Raw genomic sequence first — 16035 nt, 5'->3', positions numbered from 1 at the left:
CGTTCCACTACTCTCGACCGTGGAACGGAAGGATCAACCATGCACCCCGTGAACCCGCCCGCACGTCTCCTGATGGGCCCCGGCCCGATCGACGCCGACCCCCGCGTCCTCCGCGCACTCTCGACCCCGTTGGTCGGGCAGTACGACCCGTGGATGACCGAGACGATGAACCAGACGCAGGAGCTCTACCGCCGGGTGTTCGGCACCGCGAACGAGGCCACCGTCCTCGTCGACGGCACCTCCCGCGCCGGCATCGAAGCCGCCCTCGTCTCTCTGCTCGCCCCCGGCGACAGCGTCCTGGTCCCGGTGTTCGGCCGGTTCGGGCACCTCCTCGCCGAGATCGCCGGACGCGCCGGAGCGACGGTGCACACGATCGAGACCGAGTGGGGCCAGGTGTTCCCGGCCTCGGTGATCGAGGACGCGATCATCCGGGTCCGACCGAAGCTCCTGGCCGTCGTGCAGGGCGACACCTCGACGACGATGAACCAGCCGCTCGACGAACTCGGCGCGATCTGCGAACGGCACGGCGTGCTGTTCTACACGGACGTCACCGCCTCCGTCGGTGGGAACCCGCTCGAGGTGGACGCCTGGGGCATCGACGCCGTCAGCGCTGGACTGCAGAAGTGTCTCGGCGGCCCCTCCGGGAGCGCACCGCTGTCGCTCTCACCGCGAGCGGTCGCGGTGCTCGACGGGCGTCGGAGCGTCGAGGCCGGCATCCGCGAGCCCGGCGACGAGGTGTCCGACCACCCGATCCAGTCGAACTACCTCGACCTCGCGATGATCATCGACTACTGGGGGCCCCGGCGCCTCAACCACCACACCGAAGCGGCGTCGATGCTCTACGCGGCGAACGAGTGCGCCCGGATCCTGCTCGAGGAAGGCCGCGACGCCGTGGTCGAACGGCACGCCCGCGCCGGCCGCGCGATGCTCGAGGGTGTCCGAGGCCTCGGTCTCACGGTGTTCGGGGACGTCGGCCACAAGATGCACAACGTCGTCGCGGTGGAGATCCCCGACGAGGTCCAGGGGGACGCGGTCCGCTCCGCGATGCTCGAGGACCACGGCATCGAGATCGGCACGTCGTTCGGCCCGCTGCACGGACGGGTGTGGCGCATCGGGACGATGGGCTACAACGCACGGAAGGACGCCGTCGTGACGACCCTGGCCGCCCTCGAGCAGTCCCTCCGTCGCGGCGGGAAGTCCGTGCCGCAGGGCGGTGGCGTCGACGCGGCGCTCGACGTCTACGCCGGTCACGGTGCGGAACCCGACGCCGAGCTCGACGCTGAACTCGACGACGGGGTACGCGCGTGAGCGCGGCCGTCCAGGTCCCCGTCGCCAGCGCTCCGGCTCGCGCTGCCGCCGACCGGATCGTCACCCGCTGCGACGAACTCGCCGCGATCAGCGAGACCGCGGGGCACATCACCCGGGTGTACCTGTCGCCCGAACACGCCCGCGCGAACGCCGTCGTCGACAACTGGATGCAAGACGCCGGGCTCGACACCTGGCAGGACGCCGCGGGCAACCTCCACGGGCGGACCGGTCGAGCCGGGCCGGACGTACCCGTCCTGCTGCTCGGGTCGCACCTGGACACGGTGGTCGACGCCGGCCGGTACGACGGGGTCGTCGGTGTCCTCATGGCGATCGAGGTCGCCGCGCGCCTGCAGCAGGCTCGTGCCGAGCTGCCGTTCGCGCTCGAGGTCATCGCGTTCTCCGACGAGGAGGGCACCCGGTTCGGCAAGGCCCTGCTCGGGTCCTCCGCGGTCGCCGGCGTGTGGGACGACTCGTGGTGGGACCTCCGTGACGGGGACGGCACCACCCTCCGTGCCGCCTTCGAGTCGTTCGGGCTGGACCCGGCTCAGGTCGGGCAGGCTGCGGTCGACCCCGCCTCGCTCGTCGGGTACCTCGAAGCGCACATCGAGCAGGGGCCGTACCTCGAGCACGCCGAACAGGCACTCGGCGTCGTCACCAGCATCGCGAGCGCTCGCCGGTTCACCGTGCGGGCGGTCGGCGAAGCGCGTCACGCCGGCGGCACCCCGTACGAGCGCCGCCACGACGCCCTGCTCGCCGCTGCCGAGGCGGCCCTGGCGGTCGAGCGGATCTGTCGCACGGAGCAGCACATCGGCACCGTCGGCACGATGGCCGTCGAACCCGGGGCGGTCAACGTCGTGCCCGGCCTCGCGACGTTCGCGGTCGACCTCCGCGGCGAGTTCGACGACGGACGTGACCGTGTCTGGGACGAGATCGCCGAGGCGTTCCGTGAGATCGGGGCGCGGCGCGGCGTGGACGTCACGCCGACCGAGGTGCACCGGGCACCGGCGGTCTTCTGCGCCCCGCACCTGATGGACGCCGTCCGCGCGGGCATCGTCAGCACCGGTGAGCCGGAACCGATCGAGCTGTTCTCACGCGCGGGGCACGACGCGATGTCCCTCGGCCGGGTCACCGACGTCGCGATGCTGTTCCTGCGCAACCCGGACGGCATCAGTCACCACCCGGACGAGTTCGTCTCTGCCGCCGACGTCGCGCTCGGACTCGACGCGCTCGTCGGAGCGATCGAGCACCTCGCCCGGACGAGCGACACCCTCCCGCCTGCGACGACGGCGGTGGAGGCATGAGCGTCCCCGACGTCCGCGGACGCATCGACTCGGTCTGGGAGCGCCTCTCACCGGCCGAACGCCGGGTCGCCGCGATGATCCGCCACGACCCCGAGCTCCTGCTGGTCGGCACCTCGGCGCAGTTGGCCGCCGAGTCCGGCACCTCGAAGGCGACGGTCTCGCGGCTCGTGCGGTCGCTGGGGTTCCAGGACGCCGCCGAGGTCCGCCAGAACCTCATGTCAGCGCGGGGGACCGGCCTGCCCTGGGCGGCGGAGGACGCCGCCCACGTCGACCAGCGTGCGGTGGAGGCGCGGAACCTCGATGCGGCGTTCGCCTCCCTCGCCCGAGCCGACCGTCCACGCCTCTCCCGACGGATCGTCCGCGCACGGCGGGTCCTGGTCTTCGGCGAGCGCGGCGCGTACCCGATCGCGCTGCAGCTCCGTGCGCAGCTCGCGCAGGTCCGTCCCGACGTCCGCGTCGGGCCGGCACCGGGGCAGCGCCTCGGGGAGGAGGTCGCCGACCTCGACCGCCGCGACCTCGTGGTCATCGTCACGGTCCGGCGGCACGCCGCGGGGGTCGACCGTCTCGTCCGACACTGCGTCGGGACCGGGGCGGACGTCGTCGTCATCGGGGACCCGACAGCCGCCGTCATCGCGGCGCCCGCGACCACCGCGGTGCTCTGCCCGGTCGACTCGCCCTCCGCGTTCGACTCGTTGGCGGCGCTGTTCGCGGTCGTCGCGGCGATCACGAACGACGTGTACGAGGCCTCCGGCCCCTCCGGTCGGACCCGGGTGGAAGCGGTGGCGAACGCCTACGACACGCTCGGTGAACTCGCCGGCTCCTGATCGACGTCACCCGGACCTTCGACGGTGGCAGCCGCGCGGAGCTCGGCGGCGAGCGACCGGTTCCGCTCTCGGATCAACCGCACCAGGTACCGCCGCAACACCAGCCCCTCGGCGATCCGCCCGAGCACGCCGCACGGTGCCCGGAACGTGATCTCGTCCACCATGCGGGTCCCGGTGGGCGTCGCCTCGAACCGGTGCCGGTGCCGGAACCGGGCGAACGGCCCGCGCACCTGTTCGTCGACGAACGTGTGGGGAGCCTCCAGCGCGGTGATCTCGTTCGTCATCCGCCAGACGACCCCGAAGTGGCGGGCACGCCAGGTCACGCTCTCACCGATCCCGATCAGCCCGTCAGTGCGTCCGGCGACGGCCTGCTCACCGGTCGCGGCCATCGACCGCAGGTGCGCGCCGATGTCCAGGGACAGCGCGAACGCCTGCTCGGGCGGCACGGGCAGGTCGGTCACGATCCGGAAAGCAGCGCTCACCCCTCGATCCTGGCGCACGGGCGGCAGGATGGTCACGTGACCGATGCCGCCCTGACCCCGCTCGACCGTGCCGGGAGGCTCGTCCCCGGCCTCGCGCTCGCCACCGGCATCGCCGTGGTCGCGACCGTGATCGGGCGGTTCCTACCGGTCGTCGGAGCGCCGGTCAGCGGGGTGGTGATCGGCGCGGTCCTCGGGACGGTGCGACGTCCGGGTCAGGTGTTCCGGCCGGGGATCACGACCGCGAGCAAGACCGTGCTGCAGTGCGCGGTCGTCCTGCTCGGCGCGCAGCTGTCGCTCGTGCAGGTCGCCCGGGTCGGGGTGCAGTCGCTGCCGGTGATGCTCGGCACCCTCGTCATCTGCCTCGTCGCAGCGTGGGGGATCGGTCGGGCGCTCGGTGTGGTCGGCAACCTCCGGACCCTGATCGGCGTCGGGACGGGCATCTGCGGGGCGTCGGCGATCGCTGCCGTCACCCCGGTGATCGGCGCGGTGTCGATCGAGGTCGCGTACGCCGTGTCGACGATCTTCCTGTTCAACGTGGCCGCGGTCGTCGTCTTCCCCGTGGTCGGGCACGCCCTGGGCATGAGCCAGCACGCGTTCGGGCTGTTCGCGGGGACGGCGGTGAACGACACCTCCTCGGTCGTCGCCGCAGCGAGCACCTACGGCTCGGGGGCGGCGGACTTCGCGGTCGTCGTGAAACTCGTCCGGACGCTGATGATCATCCCGGTGGTCCTCGGCCTCGCGTGGCTCGTCGGACGCCGGGCCGAGCGGTCGGTGACGACAGTGGGGGACGTGGCGCTGGACGGGACCGGGATCGACCCCGCCGTCGCACCCGCTCGACCGAGGTGGTCACCGCGCCGCGTGTTCCGTCTCGTGCCGTGGTTCCTCATCGGCTTCGTGCTGGTGGCCGCCGTGAACTCCACCGGGGTGATCCCGGGGCCTGCGCACCCGGCGATCGCCACGGTCGCCGCGTTCCTCATCACCGTCGCCCTGAGCGCGATCGGCCTGTCCACCGACATCGCCGGGTTCCGCCGCGCCGGGTTCCGGCCGCTGGTCCTCGGCGGGTCGCTCTGGATCGTGGTGTCGCTGTCGAGCCTCGGCCTGCAGGCCCTCACCGGCAGCATCTGACGCCGACAGCCGGCAGACCCCGCCCGGCAGACCCCGCCCGGTACGGTCGGGGGATGGACCTCGACGCCCTCCCCTTCCCCGTCATCGACGGACACAACGACCTGCCGTGGGAGCGTCGCGAGACGCACGGGTCCGGCGTCGAGGGGATCGATTCCGAGACCGACTCGCTGCACACCGACCTGCCGAAGCTCCGTGCCGGTGGGGTCGTCGGCCAGTTCTGGTCGGTGTTCGTCCCGGTCGAGGAGCCCGACCCGGTCCGGACGACGCTGCAGCAGATCGACCTCGCCCATCGCATGATCGAGCGCTACCCGGACGACCTGGCGCTCGCGCGGACCGCCGCCGAGGTGCGGGCGGCGATCGCCTCAGGCCGGATCGCCTCGCTGCTCGGCGCCGAGGGCGGGCACTCGATCGGTGACGACCTGGCCGTCCTCCGCGACTTCGCACGGCTCGGCGTCCGGTACATGACGCTGACGCACAACGACGACACCCCGTGGGCCGACTCGGCCACCGGTGCCCGGGCGCACGGAGGCCTGACCGACCGCGGGCGCGACGTCGTCGCCGAGTTGGAACGGATCGGCATGCTCGTCGACCTGTCCCACACCGCACCCACCACCATGCGGGACACCCTCGACGTGGCCACCCGGCCGGTCGTGTTCAGCCACTCGTCGACGGTGGCGATCGACGACCACCCCCGGAACGTGCCGGACGACGTGCTCGCGCGCTTGGCCGACAACGGCGGCGTGGTGATGCTCACCTTCGTGCCGAAGTTCGTCTCCCGGGTCTGGGCCGACTGGGAAGAGGCCGGCGCCGCCGGCGAACCGCCCCTCGTCACGGTCTCCGACGTCGCGGACCACGTCGAGCACGCCCGCAGCGTCGCGGGTGCGGCACACATCGGCCTCGGCGGGGACTACGACGGCACGTCGGTGCTGCCGTCGGACCTGCGCGACGTCTCGCGGTACCCGGTGCTCGCCGAGGAGCTCCGCCGCCGCGGCTGGGGCGACGGCGATCTGCGGGCGCTGGCGGGCGGCAACGTGCTCCGCGTGCTCGAGGCCACCGACGGCCGGTTCGCACGCACCGCCCACGTCCGCTGATCTGCGGCGCTCGGAGCACCCCCGAACTGGTGCCCCGTCGTCGCGCACCCACGACGTCACACCAGGGATGCGCCCCGGACCGGCTCGCTAAGATCAGGCCGCACACCGAGCCTCCTGGGATGGAGGCCCTGGGACCGACGTGAGGACGCAACGCATGACCGGCACCATCTACGACAACATCTCCCAGGCCTTCGGCAACACCCCGCTCGTGCGGCTGAACCGACTGCCCCAGGAGGGCGGGGCCGAGGTCCTCGCCAAGCTCGAGTTCTACAACCCGGGCGCCAGCGTCAAGGACCGTCTCGGCGTCGCGATCATCGACGCAGCGGAGGAGTCCGGTGACCTGAAGCCCGGCGGCACGATCGTCGAGGGTTCGTCGGGCAACACCGGCATCGCCCTCGCCCTCGTGGGTGCGGCCCGCGGGTACAAGGTCGTCATCACGATGCCCGAGACCATGAGTGTCGAGCGCCGGGCCGTCATGCGTGCGTACGGAGCGGAGATCGTCCTGACCCCGGGCTCCGAGGGCATGAAGGGCGCCGTCGAACGCGCCGGTCAGATCGTCGACGAGACCCCGGGCGCGATCCTCGCCCACCAGTTCGAGACGACCGCGAACGCAGCGATCCACCGTCGGACCACGGCGCAGGAGATCCTCCGCGACACCGAGGAGCACGTCGACGTGTTCGTCGCGGGTGTCGGGACCGGCGGCACCATCACCGGTGTCGGGCAGGTCCTCAAGGAGCGCGTCCCCGGTGTGCAGGTCATCGCCGTCGAACCGGCCGACTCGCCCCTCCTGACCAAGGGCACGGCCGGGCCGCACAAGATCGCCGGCATCGGGGCGAACTTCATCCCCGAGGTCCTCGACCGTTCCGTGATCGACGAGGTCATCGACGTCGAGCTCGACGACGCCCTGCGGGTCGCCCGCGCGCTGGCCACGGAGGAGGGCATCCTCTCCGGCATCTCCTCGGGTGCCATCATCCACGCGGCCCTGCAGGTCGCGGCGCGGCCGGAGAACGCCGGCAAGCGCATCGTCGCGATCGTCTGCGACACGGGGGAGCGCTACCTGTCGACGGTGCTCTTCGAGGGGCTCTCTGCGTGACGAGGCCTCAACGCCGCGGCGTGCTGCGGACGGTCCGGGAGGACCTCGCCGCCGCACGCCGCGGTGACCCCGCCGCGCGCGGGGACCTCGAGAACGCGATCGTCTACTCGGGGCTGCACGCGATCTGGGCGTACCGGGTCACGCATCGACTGTGGGTCGCGCAGGGCCTGCCCGGTTCACGGACGGCGGCTCGGATCCTCGCGCAGGTCGCGCGGACCCTCACGGGCATCGAGATCCACCCCGGTGCCCGCATCGGTCGCCGGTTCTTCATCGACCACGGCTTCGGTGTCGTCATCGGCGAGACGGCGGTGGTCGGCGACGACGTCCTCGTGTTCCACGGCGTGACCCTGGGCGGTCGGGGTGGAGGCCCGGGGCCGGGCTCCAAGCGGCACCCGACGGTGGGCGACCGGGTCGTCCTGGGCGCCGGCTCGGCGCTGATCGGCGGCATCACGGTCGGTGACGACGCCGTCATCGGCGCGGGGACCGTCGTCACGAAGGACGTGCCGGTGAACTCCGTCGTGACCGGGATCGCCGGCACCGCACGTCCGCGGTCCGGACACGAGGGCGTCCCGGAGCTCTGAGGCCGAACTCCCGGGCGTCCCGGGGACTGCCGGGTCAGCTCTTCTCGCAGGCGATCCCGTCGGCGTCGCGGTCCATCTTCTTGTTCGCGTTGTAGAGGGCGTCGTCCTTCTTCACGGTGCCCTTGAGTGCGCGGTACGAGGTCTTGCCGCCGGAGGTCACCTTGTTCTGGGTGACGGACTTCTTGGCGATCCCGCCCGAGTACACCTTGTTGACGGCGGTGCAGTTGGCGTAGGCCTTCGGCGCGGCGGAGGCGCTCGTCGCGGTGCCGGCGACACCGCCGACGGTGAGGGCGAGGGCGACGGCAGCGATGCCGAGGGTTCGAGTGGTCGTCACGGGTTCCTCCTGGAGGTGCGTTCGCCGACCGTCGGGTACGTGCGGCACGACGAGGGTACTGCCGATCCTTGAGGGAACTTCACCCCCACAACGAGGCAGGAACGGGCATCCTGGTGCGATGGACGGGACCACCCTGCACACGATCGTCGCGCGGACCGCGATGGCGCTGCCGGCCGTGACCGAGACGCAGCCGTTCGGCGAGGGGACCGACGTCTACAAGGTGGTCGACAAGATGTTCGCGATGAACGCGGAGCTCCGTGGTGTGGCGATCGTGAACCTCAAGTGCGCCCCACCCCACGGTGCCGCGCTGGTGCGGGACCACCCGGAGATCACCCCGGGCTGGCACATGGACAAGCGGCACTGGATCACGCTGTCGCCGGGGGAGGGGATCGACGAGCAGATGGTCGAGGACCTCGTCGCGAACGCCTGGGACCTCGTCGTCGCCGGCCTGCCGCGTGCCCGCCGCCCGTACGACCCGGGCCGTGGCGCCGGACCGGCCTGACGCGCGCGCCGGACCGCCAGGCCGACGCGGAACCCGCCGGGCCAGCGCGGGCCCCGCGGTCAGACGGCTGCGCGCCGGAGGGCGAGCTGGGCCTCCCGGACGACCTTCGGCGCGAGTCCGCCGCCCGAGGCGAGCACCGCCGTGGCCTGCTCCGCCGTGAGTCCGGCGAACATCTGCCCGATCGTGACCCCGTGCTCGGGGCGGTCCAGCACTGTCACCGCGTTGCCCGCGGCGACCGCACCGGAGCGCCGGACCCGGAAGTACGCGCCGGGACGGCCCTCTTCGGCGAAGCGCTTGACCCACTTGTCGACCTGCATCCGGCGCGCGAAGGTGCCGCAGGGGGTCCGCGGGATCGTGACCTCGAGTTCCAGGGTGTCGCCGATGCGCAGGCGCTCCCCGATGACCAGGCCGGTGACGTCGATGCCCGTCGTCCGGAGGTTCTCGCCGAACAGCCCGGGCGGGATCGGTCGGTCCAGCTGTCCGGCGAAGTACGCGGCGTCCTCGTCGGCGTACACGTAGACGGCCTGGTCCTCGCCGCCGTGGTGCTTGCGGTCCGCCTGCACGTCCGCGTACAGCCCGAGCGGGCGGACGCGGACCGGCCCGTCGACCGGGCGTTTGTCGATGGCGGTGATGCCGATCGTGCCGGAGTCGCGGTGCAGCTGTTCGACGCGGCAGACGGCGGTGACGACGGGCATGGGTCCACCCTGCCGTACGGCGGCCCCGCTGTGCACCTGGCAGCTCGACACGCAGGCCGATCTGCGCCGTCAGCAGGAGGAGGGGACCGTGCAACCGCAGCGACGCCGGACGGATCTCGTCGACGCTCGGATCCATCGGCACCCGGTCCGGCTCAGTACCAGTTGACCGCCTGCGAGTGCGACCACGCACTGCACGGGGTGCCGTAGGAGCCCTCGATGTACTGCAGGCCCCAGGCGACCTGGGTGGCGGCGTTCGTCTGCCAGTCCGCCGCGATCGAGGCCATCTTCGAGCCGGGGAGTGCCTGCGGGATGCCGGTCGCGCCACCGTTCGCGTTGACGGCGCGGTAGTCCCAGCCGGACTCCTTGGTCCACAGGCTGTCGAGGCACTGGAACTGGTCGGATCCCCAGCCGTACTGCGACGACGCCAGCGCGGCGGCTGCCGCCCGCGCGCCGGCGGGGGTGTTCGCCCGAGCCTGGGCCTCGGCGGCTGCTCGCTCCGCCGCGGCACGCTCAGCAGCGGCCTTCGCCGCTGCTGCCGCGTCCGCGGCACGCTTCGCGGCCGCCTCGCGTGCGGCGGCGGCCTGTGCGTCGGCGTGGTCCTGGTCCGCGCTCGCCTGGGCGACGTCCTGCGTGGTGTCGACGGTCGACGCGATCCGTTCGGTCAGCGCCGAGCCGGAGAGCGAGGTGTAGTCGGACAGCGAGGCGATCCGGTGTTCGAGCCGGGAGGTGTCGGTCCCCTCGTTCGCGTCCCGGACGACCGTGCGTGCCGTCGAGATCGTGGCGGCGGCCTGGGCCCGGTCGAGGTCGGTACCGGACAGGTGGGGCGTCGCGGTGGCGCTGGGGACACCGAGCGCCTCGCCGAGTGCGGGCTGCGTGATGGTGAGGGCGCCGCCGGCGATCGCGACGACCGCGGCGCTGCCGGCGATCAGGACGCCGTGCCGACGGAGGGTCCGGCGCATCCGGCGGGACGGGGTGTCGAGGGCTGCGCGGCGGGTGCCGGGGGCCGGGGTGCTCGTGCGGGGAGTGGTTCTCGTCATCGTTTCCGCTTGTCGGCCGGCTCGTGGTGCGGGTCCGTGTGGGCGTCGAGGCGTGGCGTGCGCACGGGTGGTGCGCACGCCGGTCACCGGTGCCCGTCGACCGTCGCGGGGACGGTGAGGGCTCCGGGAGGACAGGAGGGGGGGGGACCTGCTGTCAGCGGCGTCGTCGCGTGGACCCGCGAGCCGGGGGAGGACCGGACGGTGATGTGGGGCCCGTCCGTTCCGCCTCCGAGCGGGTGACGATCACGTCACTCGCGGGGGCGAAGCGGCAACGATGACCTGCGATCCTGGGTGCCCCGTCCGAGTCCACTCCCAGAACCGTCGCGCCACGGTTCGGTAACGGTTCAGTAACGAGCCGGTGGTGATCAGCGTGTGGGGGTCGCCTGGCTCGTCTGGCTCTGTGCGACCCGCTCGAGGGCGTCGAGTGCCTGCGCGATGGAGTCGACGTCGTCGGGGGACAGCTCGGCGATGAGCCCGGCCACGATGCCGGTGCGCTGCGACCGGGCCGCGTCGACGGCGTCCATGCCCGCCTGGGTCGCGCTCACCATGAAGGCCCGGCCGTCACGCGGGTCCGGGTCCCGGACGATGAACCCGCGCTGTTCGAGCTCGGTGAGGATCCGGGTCATCGTGGGCTTGGTGACGACCTCGATCCGCGACAGGTCGCCGGGGCGGAGGGGACCGTGCTGCACGATCGACGCCAGGGCCGAGACGATGCCGTAGCCGAGCGAGGCCGAGTCGGTGCGTGCGCGCCGGTTGATCCGGCCGACGGCCGCGGCGAGGCGGGCGGCGACCTCGGTGCGGTCCGGGTCGAGGTCGGTCATGGTCGCTCCGCGGGTGTCGTTCGGGTGGTGAGCACGATCGTAGCGGTCGGGGAACACGCGTCGAACGGGGGACACGGCTGCGGTCCCGGCCGGCGGCGCCCGATGCCCGGCACACCGCTCGCCCGCCCCGACCGACCGACGGCGATCGTTTCCTGTACGGACGCTCAGGACATCCCGCGAGTCCGGGTCAGCGCTTCTCGCCCGGGAGTAGGTGGATCGCCTCCGTCGCGAGTTCCGCCGCGACGTTGTCGCCGTCCGCGGTGGCTGCCCGCAGGCGTCGGAAGTCCGCGGTCATCTGGTCCCAGTCGAGGAGCTCGTCCAGGTTCGGCAGGCGCAGTCGGAACGCCAGGCCGTCCATCGTGTCCTGGCAGACCCGCCGCAGGTTCTCGTTGCCGCACTCGGCGACGTACAGGGCGAACACCCCGAGGGCGTCGCGGTTCACGGCCGGGACGTCGTGCGCCTCGAGCTCGGTGATGGTCTTGTCGAGCGCTCCGAGGATCCGCTTGCGTGTCGCGGTGCCGAGTCGGGGGACCGCCAGGCGGACGACGCCTCCGAAGAGCACGCCCAGCGTCTGCATGGCCTCGATCACCTCGGCCGGGTCGGGGGTCGTGACCCGCGTGTACCGGTTCGGCGCCATCTCGATGAGTCCGGCGCGCGCGAGCTGGCTCAGTGCCTCGCGGATCGGCGTCCGCGAGACCCCGAGCCAGGCGATGAGCTCGTCGTCGTTCAGGCGTTCCCCGGGCTCGAGCGTGCCGTCCATGATCGCCTCGTGGATCTTCTGACGGACGGTGTCGCGGAGCAGCTTGTGCTCGGTCGGGGCGCTGCTGGGGACCGGCATGGGAGGCCTTCCGGGTTCAGGACGGGTGCCCGCTCACCGTACCTGATGTGGTACCGGACGGTTGCCCGGGCCGAGCGCGCTCGGAGCCCGGTGCCCTCGCAGCCCAGTGCGCTCAGAGCCCGAGCAGGCGGAGCGTCTCCGGGTCCTCGGCCCCGGCGAACCACCGGTCGAGCACGGCGGTGAACGGCGTCGGGTCATCGGCCGCCCGGGCGAAGAGCGTCATCGACGAGCGGGCCTTCACCGCGTCGATCCCGCCGAACAACTCCTCGGCCGAGGTCGCGGGCGCGTCGAGCACCGTCACCGCGACCGTGCGCAGTCGCGGTCCGAGCACCGGGTGCGCCAGGTACGCGCGCGCCTCGGCCAGCCCGGACACCGCGTACCGCTGCGCGGTCGCACTGCGTCCGAGCCCGGCGATCTGCGGCATGACGAACCACATCCAGTGGGAGCGCTTCCGCCCGGCCGCGAGTTCGGCCAGGGCGGTGTCGTGGACACCCCGTTGCGCGGCCACGAACCGGTCGAGACCGTACGGGTCACGTGCTGTGTCGTTCACCGGACCACGTCCCCCCATGCGTACCGGACCGTGGTGCCGTCCACCACGAGGAGCGAGTCAGGCTCGCGGTCGAACAGTCCGGGTAGTCCCACCGCATCGGGGAGGTCACCCTCCAGGCGCTCCAGTCGGGCCGACCGCACCGTGAGGGGCGCGTGCTGTCGCTGCCAGTACAGCGTCTGCGCGAGCAGTCGCGCGTGGATCCCGGCGCGGGTCGTGAGGTCCGCCGCCAGCGCTGAGCGGTCGACCTCGCCGGCCACGACGCGGACCGAGGCGGCGTGGCGGGGGCCGGTCGCGCCTCCCGTCCGACGGGCCTGGCGGACCGCGCGGATCGGGTGCCGGACCCGGTCCGGGTGGCGGACCGACCGGTGCCCGAGGGTCTCGCCGCGGCGACGGGAGCGCGCCCAGGCGAACGTGTAGGGGACGCCGAGCAGCGCGTGCGCGGCGACGATCGCGGGCACGTTCGGGGTGTCCACGGTGAGGTAGGCGATGCCGCGTCGGCCGACGTCGTCGACGGTGAGGACCTCGACCGTGACCTCCGTCATCGAGCCGAGGCGGGTCGACGGCGGGAACGGCGGCACCTGCGTCTCGCGGAATATGTACGAGACGAGGCCCACCCAGGCGCTGCCGTCCACGATGTCCGGCCGCGTGCCCCGGGGGACCAGGCGGGCCAGCGTCTCCGGCTCGCACCGCCAGTGCGCGAAGACGACGTCGTCCCAGGCGTGCACCGTCACCGCCCGGTGTCGGAGGGCGACCGTGGCACGGGTGCGTGGATCGGCGTCACCGGCCCCGAGCCCGGCCGGTGGCTCCTGGCCGTCGTCGGTCATCGGCGTGGGGCGTTCCGGGCGACGCGGACCGCCGACGCGACGAGCGGCGCCTGCAGCGGCAGCCGGAGGACCGCGATCAGGCGTGCCGCCCGGGAGGCCCGTGGGTGCTCGAGCAGGTCGCTCGCCATCTTCACGTTGGCGGGGAACACCGCGAGGAAGAGGGCGGCCGCCGCCCAGCCCGCGCGTCGCCGGGTCGCGGGGACGAGGAGACCGGCGGCGATGCCGAGCTCGGCGAGACCCGAGACGAGCGTCGTGGTCCGGGGCGGCAGGGCCTCCGGGACGATCCGGTCGTAACCTCGGGGCCGGAGGAAGTGGGTCACCCCGGCGCTGCCCAGGAGGAGAGCGAGGACCCCGGCGGTCCTCCTGGCACGTCGTGCGCGTTCGGTCCGGCGTCGCATCGCCCCATCGTGCCCGACCGCACACGGTCCACGCCCAGGTCCGGTCCAGGGGAGCGCAGGTGCGCTCAGGTCAGCGCGGTCGCGACCAGGTCGAGCACCGCCGTGGCGACCTCGGCCTTCGTGCCCGAGGTCTCGCGGACGACCGAGCCGCCGGGGACGAGCACCTCGATGGCGTTCTCCTCGCGCTCGAACCCGTGCGACCAGCCGACGTGGTTCACGACGAGCAGGTCGGCGGGCTTCCGGGCGATCTTGGCGCGGCCGAGTTCGAGGCGCGCCTCGCGGTCGGGTTCGGTCTCCGCCGCGAAGCCCACGACGACCTGACCGGCCCGGCGTGCTGCGACGAGTTCGGCGAGGACGTCGGGGTTCTTCACCAGCTCGAGCGTCATCCGGTCGCCCTGCTGCTCCTTCTTGAGCTTCGACTCGAGCACCTCGGCCGGTCGGTAGTCGGCGACCGCTGCGGTCATCACCAGGACGTCCGCCTCGGGTGCTTCGGCGTGCATGGCGGCGGCGAGCTCCTGCGCGGACCCGACCCGGACGATGCGGACCGCCAAGCCCTCGGTGAGGCCGGGGTCGGTGTTCGCGGCGACGAGGGTGACGACGGCACCGCGGCGGGCGGCCTCGGCGGCGAGCGCCAACCCTTGCCGGCCGCTCGACCGGTTGCCGACGAAGCGGACCGGGTCGAGGGGTTCGCGGGTGCCACCGGCGCTGACGACGACACGGACGCCGGCCAGGTCGCCCTGCTCGCCTCGGGCGCCGGTGTGGAGGCCCGGTGTGGCGTCGAGCGATCCGGTGCGGTCCGGCGCTTCGGCGGCCTCGAGCACCGCGAGTGCCGCGACGACGATGTCCTCCGGCTCCGACATCCGACCGATGCCGGCGTCGTCCCCGGTGAGCGCGCCGACGACCGGCCCGACGACGTGCACGCCGCGGGCGCGCAGGGTGGCGAGGTTCGCCCGGGTCGCGGGGTGCTCCCACATCTGCGGGTGCATGGCGGGGGCGACGACGACAGGGGCTCCGGTGGCCAGGAGGGTGGTGCCGAGCAGGTCACCGGCGAGCCCGGCGGCCATCTTGGCAAGGCTGTCGGCGGTGGCGGGGGCGATCACGACGAGGTCGGCGCGACGGCCGAGCGCGACGTGCCGGACCTCGGCGACGTCGTCCCAGACGCTGGTCGAGACGGGGTTGCGGCTGAGGGCCTCCAGGGTGGGCAGGCCGACGAACCGCAGCGCGCCCTCGGTGGGGACGACGTGCACGTCGTGGCCGCGCTTGACCAGGTCGCGGACGACGCCGACGGCCTTGTAGGCGGCGATCCCGCCCGTGATGCCGACGACGACGGTGCGGGGACGGGCGGGCTGCGTGGCTGCGTCGTTCACAGCGCTCACGCTACCCGGGCGGCTCCGCACGCCGCCGGGTCGGTTCCCGGAGCGCGGGTGGCAGGATCGGCCGCATGTGCACCGTCGTCGTCCGTGTCGATCCCGGCGCGGCGTGGCCCGTGACCGTCCTGGCGCTCCGGGACGAGTCCCCGGACCGGCCGTGGGACCCGCCGGCCGCGTGGTGGCCGGAGCGTGACACCGGCGTCGTCGGCGTCCGGGACCAGCAGGCGGGAGGCGCGTGGCTGGCCGCCTCGGACCGCAACGGCCTGGCCGTGGTGCTCAACCGGTGGGAGTCGACCCCGGGTGTCGACGGCGCCTGGACCACCCGGGGGACCCTGCCGCTGGACGCGGTCGTGGACGACGTCGTCCCGGGCGCGGACGGCGTGCTGCCGACGAGCCGCGCGTTCAACCTGGTCCGTGCCACCGCCGACGGCGCCGAGGTCGTCACCTGGGACGGCACCGCCGTCCGGACGACGGCGCTCGGACCGGGCGTGCACATGGTCACGCACGGGGAGCCGGACGACCCGGCCGCACCCCGGATCGGGCGGTGGCTCGACGCCTTCCGCGCGGTGCCCGCTCCGACCGGGCCTCCGGCCGCCGAACCCGTCGATGAACTCAGCACCACGCCGGATGACGGGTGGGCGCCGTGGTTCGGGGTGCTCGCCGGGTCCACCGCGCTGGCACCGGACGACCGGGACGCGATCCTCCGGGACACGGTCGAGCCGGAGGGGCACTTCGCGACGCTGTCGATCGTGGCCGCGGCGGTCGGACCCGGGCGGACGGTGCTCCGGCACACCAGGCTCGCGGAGCCGGGGGAGCTGCGGCTCGACAGCGCCGGCTGACCAGGGGGTGGCGGGGCGGGGG

General features: G+C 73.2%; 19 protein-coding genes. 9 read left to right on the top strand and 10 right to left on the bottom strand.

Annotation, left to right across the window (positions count from 1 at the left end; genetic code table 11):
• Positions 1–39: 39 nt before the first annotated feature.
• The 3 genes from DEJ25_RS15405 to DEJ25_RS15395 are packed head-to-tail and all read left to right on the top strand — an operon-like array spanning position 40 to position 3433.
• The gene (locus DEJ25_RS15405; RefSeq protein WP_111045238.1) at positions 40–1308 is read left to right on the top strand and encodes an alanine--glyoxylate aminotransferase family protein; all 1269 of its coding nucleotides are present in this window, start codon (positions 40–42) and stop codon (positions 1306–1308) included.
• On the top strand, positions 1305–2609 hold the full coding sequence (locus DEJ25_RS15400) for an allantoate amidohydrolase (RefSeq protein WP_111045237.1): 1305 nt from the start codon (positions 1305–1307) through the stop codon (positions 2607–2609). The genes DEJ25_RS15405 and DEJ25_RS15400 overlap by 4 nt, the downstream gene beginning before the upstream one ends.
• Complete coding sequence (locus DEJ25_RS15395; RefSeq protein ID WP_110902541.1) at positions 2606–3433, top strand: MurR/RpiR family transcriptional regulator; 828 nt, start codon at positions 2606–2608, stop codon at positions 3431–3433. The genes DEJ25_RS15400 and DEJ25_RS15395 overlap by 4 nt, the downstream gene beginning before the upstream one ends.
• Here the strand turns inward: DEJ25_RS15395 and DEJ25_RS15390 are convergent.
• A complete protein-coding gene (locus tag DEJ25_RS15390) occupies positions 3400–3915 on the bottom strand; it encodes an SRPBCC family protein (RefSeq protein WP_111045236.1) in 516 nt (171 codons plus the stop codon). The genes DEJ25_RS15395 and DEJ25_RS15390 overlap by 34 nt on opposite strands.
• 36 nt (positions 3916–3951) lie before the next feature.
• On the opposite strand from DEJ25_RS15390, the gene DEJ25_RS15385 reads away from it, so the two are divergent.
• The 4 genes from DEJ25_RS15385 (at position 3952) to epsC (ending at position 7805) form a co-directional block, all read left to right on the top strand.
• The gene (locus tag DEJ25_RS15385) at positions 3952–5040 is read left to right on the top strand and encodes a YeiH family protein (protein WP_111045235.1); all 1089 of its coding nucleotides are present in this window, start codon (positions 3952–3954) and stop codon (positions 5038–5040) included.
• A 53-nt stretch (positions 5041–5093) separates the two neighbouring features.
• Positions 5094–6131 carry a dipeptidase gene (locus DEJ25_RS15380; RefSeq protein WP_111045234.1) on the top strand — a complete coding sequence of 346 codons (1038 nt, stop codon included), beginning with the start codon at positions 5094–5096 and terminating at the stop codon, positions 6129–6131.
• Positions 6132–6285: 154 nt separating this feature from the next.
• A complete protein-coding gene (gene cysK, locus DEJ25_RS15375) occupies positions 6286–7224 on the top strand; it encodes a cysteine synthase A (RefSeq protein ID WP_110902545.1) in 939 nt (312 codons plus the stop codon).
• Positions 7221–7805 carry a serine O-acetyltransferase EpsC gene (gene epsC / locus DEJ25_RS15370; protein ID WP_258366527.1) on the top strand — a complete coding sequence of 195 codons (585 nt, stop codon included), beginning with the start codon at positions 7221–7223 and terminating at the stop codon, positions 7803–7805. The genes cysK and epsC overlap by 4 nt, the downstream gene beginning before the upstream one ends.
• Before the next feature lie 34 nt (positions 7806–7839).
• Here the strand turns inward: epsC and DEJ25_RS15365 are convergent, their stop codons facing one another.
• Entirely contained in the window at positions 7840–8139 is a 300-nt protein-coding gene (locus DEJ25_RS15365; protein WP_220033243.1) for an excalibur calcium-binding domain-containing protein, read from the bottom strand.
• A 118-nt stretch (positions 8140–8257) separates the two neighbouring features.
• Here DEJ25_RS15365 and DEJ25_RS15360 point away from each other — a divergent pair, with 118 nt between their 5' ends.
• Positions 8258–8641 (top strand): MmcQ/YjbR family DNA-binding protein, encoded by a 384-nt coding sequence (locus tag DEJ25_RS15360; RefSeq protein ID WP_110902547.1) that lies wholly within the window; start codon positions 8258–8260, stop codon positions 8639–8641.
• A gap of 59 nt (positions 8642–8700) precedes the next feature.
• On the opposite strand, the gene DEJ25_RS15355 is transcribed toward DEJ25_RS15360, so the two are convergent.
• From DEJ25_RS15355 to DEJ25_RS15320, 8 genes are all read right to left on the bottom strand, one after another.
• Positions 8701–9336 (bottom strand): MOSC domain-containing protein, encoded by a 636-nt coding sequence (locus DEJ25_RS15355; RefSeq protein WP_110902548.1) that lies wholly within the window; start codon positions 9334–9336, stop codon positions 8701–8703.
• A gap of 152 nt (positions 9337–9488) precedes the next feature.
• Positions 9489–10373 carry a phospholipase gene (locus tag DEJ25_RS16815; protein ID WP_181421467.1) on the bottom strand — a complete coding sequence of 295 codons (885 nt, stop codon included), beginning with the start codon at positions 10371–10373 and terminating at the stop codon, positions 9489–9491.
• 365 nt (positions 10374–10738) lie between these two features.
• Positions 10739–11194, bottom strand: a complete 456-nt coding sequence (locus DEJ25_RS15345) for a MarR family winged helix-turn-helix transcriptional regulator (RefSeq protein WP_111045256.1) — start codon at positions 11192–11194, stop codon at positions 10739–10741.
• Between the two features lie 187 nt (positions 11195–11381).
• The gene (locus tag DEJ25_RS15340; RefSeq protein ID WP_111045232.1) at positions 11382–12032 is read right to left on the bottom strand and encodes a GntR family transcriptional regulator; all 651 of its coding nucleotides are present in this window, start codon (positions 12030–12032) and stop codon (positions 11382–11384) included.
• Positions 12033–12144: 112 nt separating this feature from the next.
• Entirely contained in the window at positions 12145–12582 is a 438-nt protein-coding gene (locus DEJ25_RS15335; protein WP_110902550.1) for a DUF1810 domain-containing protein, read from the bottom strand.
• Positions 12579–13406 (bottom strand): DUF2071 domain-containing protein, encoded by an 828-nt coding sequence (locus tag DEJ25_RS15330; protein WP_111045230.1) that lies wholly within the window; start codon positions 13404–13406, stop codon positions 12579–12581. The genes DEJ25_RS15335 and DEJ25_RS15330 overlap by 4 nt, the downstream gene beginning before the upstream one ends.
• Positions 13403–13804: a hypothetical protein gene (locus tag DEJ25_RS15325; RefSeq protein WP_110902552.1), complete on the bottom strand. Its 402-nt coding sequence runs from the start codon at positions 13802–13804 to the stop codon at positions 13403–13405. Before DEJ25_RS15325 ends, DEJ25_RS15330 begins: the two co-directional genes overlap by 4 nt.
• 65 nt (positions 13805–13869) lie before the next feature.
• Entirely contained in the window at positions 13870–15171 is a 1302-nt protein-coding gene (locus tag DEJ25_RS15320; protein WP_110902754.1) for a phosphopantothenate--cysteine ligase family flavoprotein, read from the bottom strand.
• Positions 15172–15245: 74 nt separating this feature from the next.
• Here DEJ25_RS15320 and DEJ25_RS15315 point away from each other — a divergent pair, with 74 nt between their 5' ends.
• Positions 15246–16013, top strand: a complete 768-nt coding sequence (locus DEJ25_RS15315) for an NRDE family protein (RefSeq protein ID WP_110902553.1) — start codon at positions 15246–15248, stop codon at positions 16011–16013.
• The last annotated feature ends 22 nt before the right edge of the window (positions 16014–16035 follow it).

The sequence above is a fragment of the Curtobacterium sp. MCPF17_011 genome (assembly GCF_003234145.1).
Lineage (GTDB): Bacteria > Actinomycetota > Actinomycetes > Actinomycetales > Microbacteriaceae > Curtobacterium.
Note: the sequence above shows the minus strand (reverse complement) of the source record. Positions and strands in the feature narration are given on the sequence as shown.

Excerpts from the sequence above, each read along its gene's own strand:
- DEJ25_RS15405 (WP_111045238.1), top strand. The coding sequence starts at position 40 with ATGCACCCCGTGAACCCGCCCGCACGTCTCCTGATGGGCCCCGGCCCG.
- DEJ25_RS15395 (WP_110902541.1), top strand. The coding sequence starts at position 2,606 with ATGAGCGTCCCCGACGTCCGCGGACGCATCGACTCGGTCTGGGAGCGC.
- DEJ25_RS15380 (WP_111045234.1), top strand. The coding sequence starts at position 5,094 with ATGGACCTCGACGCCCTCCCCTTCCCCGTCATCGACGGACACAACGAC.
- cysK (WP_110902545.1), top strand. The coding sequence starts at position 6,286 with ATGACCGGCACCATCTACGACAACATCTCCCAGGCCTTCGGCAACACC.
- DEJ25_RS15360 (WP_110902547.1), top strand. The coding sequence starts at position 8,258 with ATGGACGGGACCACCCTGCACACGATCGTCGCGCGGACCGCGATGGCG.
- DEJ25_RS15355 (WP_110902548.1), bottom strand. The coding sequence starts at position 9,336 with ATGCCCGTCGTCACCGCCGTCTGCCGCGTCGAACAGCTGCACCGCGAC.
- DEJ25_RS16815 (WP_181421467.1), bottom strand. The coding sequence starts at position 10,373 with ATGACGAGAACCACTCCCCGCACGAGCACCCCGGCCCCCGGCACCCGC.
- DEJ25_RS15345 (WP_111045256.1), bottom strand. The coding sequence starts at position 11,194 with ATGACCGACCTCGACCCGGACCGCACCGAGGTCGCCGCCCGCCTCGCC.
- DEJ25_RS15340 (WP_111045232.1), bottom strand. The coding sequence starts at position 12,032 with ATGCCGGTCCCCAGCAGCGCCCCGACCGAGCACAAGCTGCTCCGCGAC.
- DEJ25_RS15330 (WP_111045230.1), bottom strand. The coding sequence starts at position 13,406 with ATGACCGACGACGGCCAGGAGCCACCGGCCGGGCTCGGGGCCGGTGAC.
- DEJ25_RS15325 (WP_110902552.1), bottom strand. The coding sequence starts at position 13,804 with ATGCGACGCCGGACCGAACGCGCACGACGTGCCAGGAGGACCGCCGGG.
- DEJ25_RS15315 (WP_110902553.1), top strand. The coding sequence starts at position 15,246 with ATGTGCACCGTCGTCGTCCGTGTCGATCCCGGCGCGGCGTGGCCCGTG.